Below are 7,428 nucleotides of genomic sequence, written 5' to 3' on the forward strand. Positions count from 1 at the left end.
ATGTGTGGAATTGTAGGTTATATTGGACATAGAGATGCATATCCTGTAATCATTAAAGGGTTACACCGATTAGAATATAGAGGGTATGATAGTGCCGGAATTGTTTTGTATGATGGAAAAGATTTAAAACTATCAAAAACTAAAGGAAAAGTTTCAGATTTAGAAGCAAAAGCTCAAAGCGAAAAAACAATTTTTGGAAAAGTAGGTATGGGGCATACGCGTTGGGCTACACATGGGGTGCCTAATGATGTAAATTCGCATCCTCATTTTTCTAATTCTGGAAAATTAGTGATAATTCATAATGGAATCATTGAAAATTATGAACCATTAAAACAAGAATTAATCAAAAGAGGTTATACATTTAAGTCAGACACAGACACAGAAGTATTAGTCAATTTAATAGAAGAGGTTAAAAAGAAAGAAAATTGCAAACTTGGTAAAGCAGTACAAATTGCTTTAAATCAAGTTATTGGTGCTTATGCTATTGCGGTTATTGATGTGGAAAAACCTGACGAAATTATTGTAGCACGTTTAGGTAGTCCATTAGCCATTGGAATTGGAGAAGATGAGTTTTTCATCGCTTCAGATGCTACTCCTTTTATAGAATATACTTCTAATGCTATTTATTTAGAAGATGAAGAAATGGCAATTGTGCGTTTACACAAGCCGTTAAAAGTTAGAAAAATCAAAGACGATTCATTGGTTGATCCTTATATTCAAGAACTTCAATTAAACTTGGAGCAAATTGAAAAAGGAGGTTACGATCATTTCATGATGAAAGAAATCTACGAACAACCAAATGTAATAAAAGATACCTACAGAGGAAGACTTCTGGCAAATAAAGGAATTATCCAAATGTCAGGTGTTGAAGATAATTTGGAAAAATTTTTAAATGCTAAACGAATTCTAATTGTAGCATGTGGAACTTCATGGCATGCTGGACTGGTAGCAGAGTACATTATTGAAGAGTTTTCAAGAATCCCAGTTGAAGTAGAATACGCATCAGAATTTAGATATAGAAATCCGATTATTAATAAAGATGACGTTGTTATTGCAATTTCACAATCAGGTGAAACAGCAGATACTTTAGCTGCAATTAAATTAGCTAAAGAAAACGGAGCATTTGTGTTTGGAGTTTGTAATGTGGTAGGATCTTCAATTTCTCGTGAAACTCATGCAGGTGCTTACACACATGCCGGACCAGAAATTGGTGTTGCATCAACAAAAGCATTTACTACGCAAATTACTATTCTTACATTGTTGGCACTTCGCTTAGCTAAAGCAAAAGGAACAATGAATAATTCGGAATACCAACGCTATTTATTAGAGTTGGAAATTATGCCAGAAAAAGTACAGGAGGCTTTACTAACTAATGATGTTGCAAAGAAAATTGCTGAGATTTATAAAAATGCAAGTAATTGTTTATATTTAGGTAGAGGTTATAATTTTCCAGTGGCATTAGAGGGAGCTTTAAAGTTAAAAGAGATTTCTTACATACACGCTGAAGGCTATCCTGCTGCTGAAATGAAGCATGGACCAATTGCTTTAATTGACGAACATATGCCAGTTATTGTAATTGCACCTAATAAAGGACACTATGATAAAGTGGTTAGTAATATTCAAGAAATTAAATCAAGAAGTGGAAAAATTATTGCGGTTGTAACTAAAGGTGACACTCAAGTTAGAGCTTTAGCCGACCACGTAATTGAAATTCCTGAAACAAATGAACCATTTACACCATTATTAACTACAATTCCTTTGCAATTATTATCATATCATATTGCGGTTTTAAGAGGTTGTAATGTAGATCAGCCTAGGAATTTAGCAAAATCAGTTACTGTAGAATAACATTTTAAGAGCGAAATTGGAAAATTTCGCTTTTTTATTGCAAAAAATTCAAAAAATAAATTGCAAAATTGTTTTAGAAAAAACTATCTTTGCACTCGGAAAAATACATCATTTTTTCAACATTAATTAGCTATTAAATAAATACATAAGCAATGTCTAGAATCACAGGAAAAGTTGCACAAATTATCGGGCCAGTTGTTGACGTCGTGTTTAATGATGCAAATGCTGAGTTACCTAAAATTTACGATTCATTAGAAATCACTAAAAAAGACGGTACTTTATTAGTATTAGAAGTTCAATCTCATATTGGAGAAAATACAGTTCGTACTATTTCTATGGACTCTACAGACGGTTTGTCTAGAGGTGTTGAAGTAGTTGCTACAGGAGCTCCAATTCAAATGCCAATTGGTGGTGAAGTATTTGGACGTCTTTTTAATGTAATCGGTGATGCTATCGATGGTTTAGGAGATTTACCAAAAGCAGGTGAAAGTGGTTTGCCAATTCACAGACCAGCTCCAAAATTTGAAGATTTATCAACTTCTACTGAAGTTTTATTTACAGGTATTAAAGTAATCGATTTAATTGAGCCTTATGCAAAAGGAGGTAAAATTGGATTGTTTGGTGGTGCAGGAGTAGGTAAAACAGTATTGATTCAAGAATTAATCAACAATATCGCTAAAGGTCACGGAGGATTATCAGTATTCGCTGGTGTTGGAGAAAGAACTCGTGAAGGAAATGACCTTTTAAGAGAGATGTTAGAATCAGGAATTATTAAATATGGTGATGAATTCATGCACTCTATGGAAAATGGAGGATGGGATTTAGCTAAAGTAGATAAAGAATTAATGAAAGATTCTAAAGCTACTTTCGTATTCGGTCAGATGAATGAACCACCTGGAGCACGTGCACGTGTTGCTTTATCAGGTTTAACAATTGCTGAATATTTCCGTGATGGAGCAGGAGATGGACAAGGAAAAGACGTACTTTTCTTCGTTGATAACATCTTCCGTTTTACACAAGCTGGTTCTGAGGTATCTGCACTTTTAGGACGTATGCCTTCTGCAGTAGGTTACCAACCTACATTAGCAACTGAGATGGGTGCGATGCAAGAGCGTATTACTTCAACTAAAAAAGGATCTATTACATCTGTACAAGCGGTTTACGTACCTGCGGATGACTTAACTGACCCGGCTCCAGCAACAACGTTTGCTCACTTAGATGCAACAACAGTATTATCTCGTAAAATTGCTGAGTTAGGTATTTATCCAGCGGTAGATCCATTAGATTCTACTTCTCGTATTTTAACGCCAGAAATCTTAGGTAAAGATCATTACGAGTGTGCTCAAAGAGTAAAAGAAATTCTTCAAAAATACAAACAATTACAAGATATCATCGCTATTTTAGGTATGGAAGAGTTGTCAGAAGACGACAAATTAGCAGTTGCTAGAGCGCGTCGTGTACAACGTTTCTTATCTCAACCTTTCCACGTAGCTGAACAATTTACTGGTATTCCTGGAGTATTAGTAGACATCAAAGATACTATCAAAGGATTTAATATGATTATTGATGGTGAGTTAGATCACTTACCTGAAGCAGCATTTAACCTTAAAGGTACTATCGAAGAAGCTATCGAAGCTGGAGAGAAAATGTTAGCAGAAGCATAATAACTAGTAATCAGTTATCAGTAGCAGTTTACAGAAACTGAGACTGAAAGCTGAGACTGAAAACTAATAAAAATGATTTTAGAAATAGTATCACCAGAAGCTACATTGTTCAAAGGAGAAGTTACTTCGGTAGCAGTTCCTGGAGTTAACGGTGAGTTTCAAATGCTAAATAATCACGCGCCAATTGTTTCATTGTTAACAAAAGGAAACGTGAAAATCAATGCTCAAAATATTAAAATTGAAAAAGAATTTGTTTCTAAATTCAATAAAGTAAATGAGCAAACGTATTGGTTGCCTATCAATTCTGGTACCATCGAAATGAATGAAAACAAAATTATTGTTTTAGCTGATTAAGACAATAGATTTACAATAAAAAGTCCTGCAAATCAGCAGGACTTTTTTTATTTTATTGCATCATAAGCTTGTTTTAATCTACTTACTACTATTTCTATTTCTTCTTCATTGAAATGTCCGTATCCAAAACGAATGGCACATGTATTTCGGTCTTGATAAAGTATAGTTTTAGGTAAAAAAACATCCCAGTTTAAAGCTTGTTCTGCAAATTGAACAAGCGAAATAGAAGGGTTAAATTCTATCCATAAGGCTAATCCGCCAGAAGGTTTTTTTATTTTTATAACATCATTAAAGTAATGTTTGAGACAGTCAAAGGCATAATCTCTTCTTCGTTTATAAATAATAGTATTCTTTTTAAGTAATCGATGAATTTCTCCTTCATAAATTAATTCCGAAAGCAACTGTTCTTGAATTAAATCACCTTGTTTATCTAATATTTGAATATAGTTTTTAGCTTCCAAAATCAAATTTTCTGGCGCTACCACAAATCCGGTTTGAAAACTTGGAAACAATGATTGTCCCAGCTTTCCAAGATAAATTACCACTCCATTAGCATCGGAACTCGCCATAGGCAACATGGCAGAACCCTCTAATTGAAAGTCATAGTCAAAATCATCTTCAATTATCGCAAATTGGTATTTTTTGGCAAGATATAAAAGTTGTAATCTTCGTTCAGCAGACAAGCAATTGGTAGTTGGATAATCTCGATTAGAACATACATAAACACATCTAATTTTGCCTTTTGTAAAGTGTTTTTCAATGTAATTAACATCTAATCCATTAGTATCCGTTGGAATAGTTTTAATATCGGCTCCCACTTCTTGAAAAATCATATTGGCGTTATAATTACTAAGATTTCCAACCAATACAACATCTTTTCTTCGAATTAAGAGTCTCGAAATTACATATAAACTCATTTCGGTACTTCTAGTACTTACCAAATTGTTTGGTGTGATATGAAATCCTCTGGTTGCATTTAAAAAATTGCATAGTTGATTTTCAAAAGTTGAATATTTTGCTTTTGAACTTGAACTCCATTTTGTAATCAATGATTTTCTTTTCATAGAGGCACTATACCATTTCGAAAATTCATGAATAGGATGTAATCTTAAGTCGGGTTGACCATCATTTAAATGGTATTTTGCATTTGAAAAAGAAACGGTTGGAACTAAATGAAAAGAAGTTTGAAAGGGAAATCCATTTGTTTTAGGATATCGATAAGCATCTTCAACTTGATTTGAAATCGCTTTTATTTTAGCTGTTTTTGGTTTTGGAAATAAAACAAATGTACCTTTATTAGGTAAAATTTCAACCCAACCTTGAGCGGCTAATTCTTCGTAAACTGCTACAACGGTATTTCTGTGGATGTGAAGTAGTTGACTAAAAGTTCGTGTTCCCGGCAACGCCATACCTTCTTTTAAATAACCTCTTTGAATGGCATTAATAATTTGCTGAGCAATTTGGATGTATACTGACGTAGCGCTTGATTTATCAAAGTAAATCAACTCCTTTAACAACAAATTAACCGGACTATCTTTCATTTTGCAACTGGACTATTCTAATCGTCCGGAAAGTTACGACTTTTGCCCCGTTTTTAAATAACCCAATATTGTATAAATGAAAAAAGTATTTTATTTAGCTTCATTACTAGTGTGTACATTAATGATGAATGCTCAGGAAAACCCACAAAAAACAGACACACTTAAAGAAGTTGTTATTACTTCTTCAAGAATAGATTTGCCTTTTAAAGAAAATTCGAGAACTATTCAAATTGTTACTGCTGAAGATATAAAAAAATTAGGTGTGACAAATGTGGCAGATGCGTTACAGCAAATTGCAGGGATTGATGTGCGTCGTCAAGGTGTAAACGGAATGCAATCTGACTTATATATTAGAGGTGGAAGTTTCGATCAAACGTTGTTGCTAATAGATGGAATAAAAGTAGATGATGCACAAACTGGACATCACACTATGAATTTAGCTTTGCCAATTGAAGTTATCAAAAGAATTGAAGTAATAAAAGGTCCTGCTGCTCGTGTTTTTGGGCAAAATGCTTTTACGGGAGCAATTAATATTGTAACTAAAGATGTTGAAGATAATTCTTTAATGGCAAAAGTTCAAGGAGGTTCATTTGGACAATTTATCGCAGAAGCTACTGGAACTGTAACCATGAAAGAAAGTAACCATATCGTACATTTTTCTAAAAATTTCTCAGAAGGATATCGTCATAATACCGATTTTGACAACACGAATTATGTATTGAAAAGTCAATTCAATAAAAATAAATTACCAATTGAATTATTAACAACCTATTCTGAAAGAAAATTTGGTGCTAATGGATTTTATGGAATTGCATCTGCAACAGAACAATATGAAGAAACTCAGGCGAGTTTAGTTGGTCTTTCAACAGTAATTAAGAAAGGAAATTTTACATGGAAACCAAGAATATATTGGAGAAGAAATCAAGATTTATATTTGTATATTAGAAGTAACCCTTCGGCTTACAGAAATATGCATATTACAAATAAAATTGCAGCCGAATTAAATGGTTCATATCAATCTAGTTTAGGAATTTCTGGTTTTGGAGTTGAGTTTTCTAAATATTATATTTCAAGTAATCGTTTAGGTGATAATCAAAGAGCAATTGCGAGTTTATTTTTAGAACATCGTTTTCAATTTTTCAACAACATTTTTGATGTTACGCCTGGAATTTCAGCTTCTTATTTTTCAGATTTTGATAATCAAGTTTTTCCTGGTTTAGATTTAGGAGTTCAAATTTCTGATAAGTTTAGAGCTTATGGAAATATTGGAACATCTTATAGAGTTCCTACTTACACAAACTTATATTATACTTCACCAACAACTATCAGTAATCCAGATTTGAATACTGAAGAAGCTTTCTCGCAAGAAGTTGGTTTTAAATATTTAAGCAACAAGGTCAACATGTCGGTAGCATTTTTTAATCGTGATGCTGATAATTTAATTGATTATGTTCGTGAAAATACTACTGATGCTTGGCAAGCAAAAAATATTCAAAGTGTAAACACAAAAGGATATGAAACGCATTTAGATTACTTTTTTTCAATAAATAAATTACCACAAAAAATTCAGTTGGGTTATTCTTATTTGGATAACAATGTAAAGGCAAGTGAAGCTAACTTTTCGCAGTATTCTATTAACTCTATGAAACATCAGTTTACAAGTAGTGTGCAATTTAATTTCTTTAAAGGATTTAATACCACTTTTGCTTATCGTTATGTAGAGCGAACATCAGGAATGAGCTACAACGTATATGATGCTAATTTGAGCTATAGAATTAAAGCAATTGAGTTTTCACTATTTGCAAATAATATTTTTAATGCAGAATATATAGAATCAGGAATGATTCCAATGCCTAAAGGGAATATTTTGTTTGGAATGAAATACATGTTTAAATAAAAAGGTTAGTTACAATCAGAAAAAAGGGCTGCAGAAATGTAGCCCTTTTTTGTATTAAATCATTGTAATAAAAAAGTCCCGAAATAATTCGGGACATTAGTCTTTCTAGGTAATCAAAAAATAC

General features: G+C 32.7%; 5 protein-coding genes. 4 read left to right on the forward strand and 1 reads right to left on the reverse strand.

The window, feature by feature from the left end:
• The 3 genes from glmS (at position 1) to V7P59_RS01825 (ending at position 3,866) form a co-directional block, all read left to right on the forward strand.
• Positions 1 to 1,848, forward strand: a complete 1,848-nt coding sequence (gene glmS, locus V7P59_RS01815; RefSeq protein WP_333808082.1) for a glutamine--fructose-6-phosphate transaminase (isomerizing) — start codon at positions 1 to 3, stop codon at positions 1,846 to 1,848.
• A 152-nt stretch (positions 1,849 to 2,000) separates the two neighbouring features.
• Positions 2,001 to 3,512, forward strand: a complete 1,512-nt coding sequence (gene atpD / locus V7P59_RS01820; RefSeq protein ID WP_333808084.1) for a F0F1 ATP synthase subunit beta — start codon at positions 2,001 to 2,003, stop codon at positions 3,510 to 3,512.
• A gap of 72 nt (positions 3,513 to 3,584) precedes the next feature.
• Positions 3,585 to 3,866 carry a FoF1 ATP synthase subunit delta/epsilon gene (locus tag V7P59_RS01825; RefSeq protein ID WP_333808085.1) on the forward strand — a complete coding sequence of 94 codons (282 nt, stop codon included), beginning with the start codon at positions 3,585 to 3,587 and terminating at the stop codon, positions 3,864 to 3,866.
• A gap of 47 nt (positions 3,867 to 3,913) precedes the next feature.
• Here V7P59_RS01825 and V7P59_RS01830 read toward each other — a convergent pair whose 3' ends face one another.
• Positions 3,914 to 5,407: an aminotransferase-like domain-containing protein gene (locus V7P59_RS01830; protein ID WP_333808086.1), complete on the reverse strand. Its 1,494-nt coding sequence runs from the start codon at positions 5,405 to 5,407 to the stop codon at positions 3,914 to 3,916.
• A 76-nt stretch (positions 5,408 to 5,483) separates the two neighbouring features.
• Between V7P59_RS01830 and V7P59_RS01835 the strand changes: the two genes are divergently transcribed.
• Positions 5,484 to 7,304 carry a TonB-dependent receptor plug domain-containing protein gene (locus V7P59_RS01835; RefSeq protein WP_333808088.1) on the forward strand — a complete coding sequence of 607 codons (1,821 nt, stop codon included), beginning with the start codon at positions 5,484 to 5,486 and terminating at the stop codon, positions 7,302 to 7,304.
• Positions 7,305 to 7,428 lie beyond the last annotated feature (124 nt).

Origin of the sequence: Flavobacterium sp. (assembly GCF_036782315.1) — a bacterium.
Lineage (GTDB): Bacteria > Bacteroidota > Bacteroidia > Flavobacteriales > Flavobacteriaceae > Flavobacterium.

What these genes read in the sequence shown, in the direction of transcription:
- glmS (WP_333808082.1), top strand. Translation starts at nt 1, where the DNA reads ATGTGTGGAATTGTAGGTTATATTGGACATAGAGATGCATATCCTGTA.
- atpD (WP_333808084.1), top strand. Translation starts at nt 2,001, where the DNA reads ATGTCTAGAATCACAGGAAAAGTTGCACAAATTATCGGGCCAGTTGTT.
- V7P59_RS01825 (WP_333808085.1), top strand. Translation starts at nt 3,585, where the DNA reads ATGATTTTAGAAATAGTATCACCAGAAGCTACATTGTTCAAAGGAGAA.
- V7P59_RS01830 (WP_333808086.1), bottom strand. Translation starts at nt 5,407, where the DNA reads ATGAAAGATAGTCCGGTTAATTTGTTGTTAAAGGAGTTGATTTACTTT.
- V7P59_RS01835 (WP_333808088.1), top strand. Translation starts at nt 5,484, where the DNA reads ATGAAAAAAGTATTTTATTTAGCTTCATTACTAGTGTGTACATTAATG.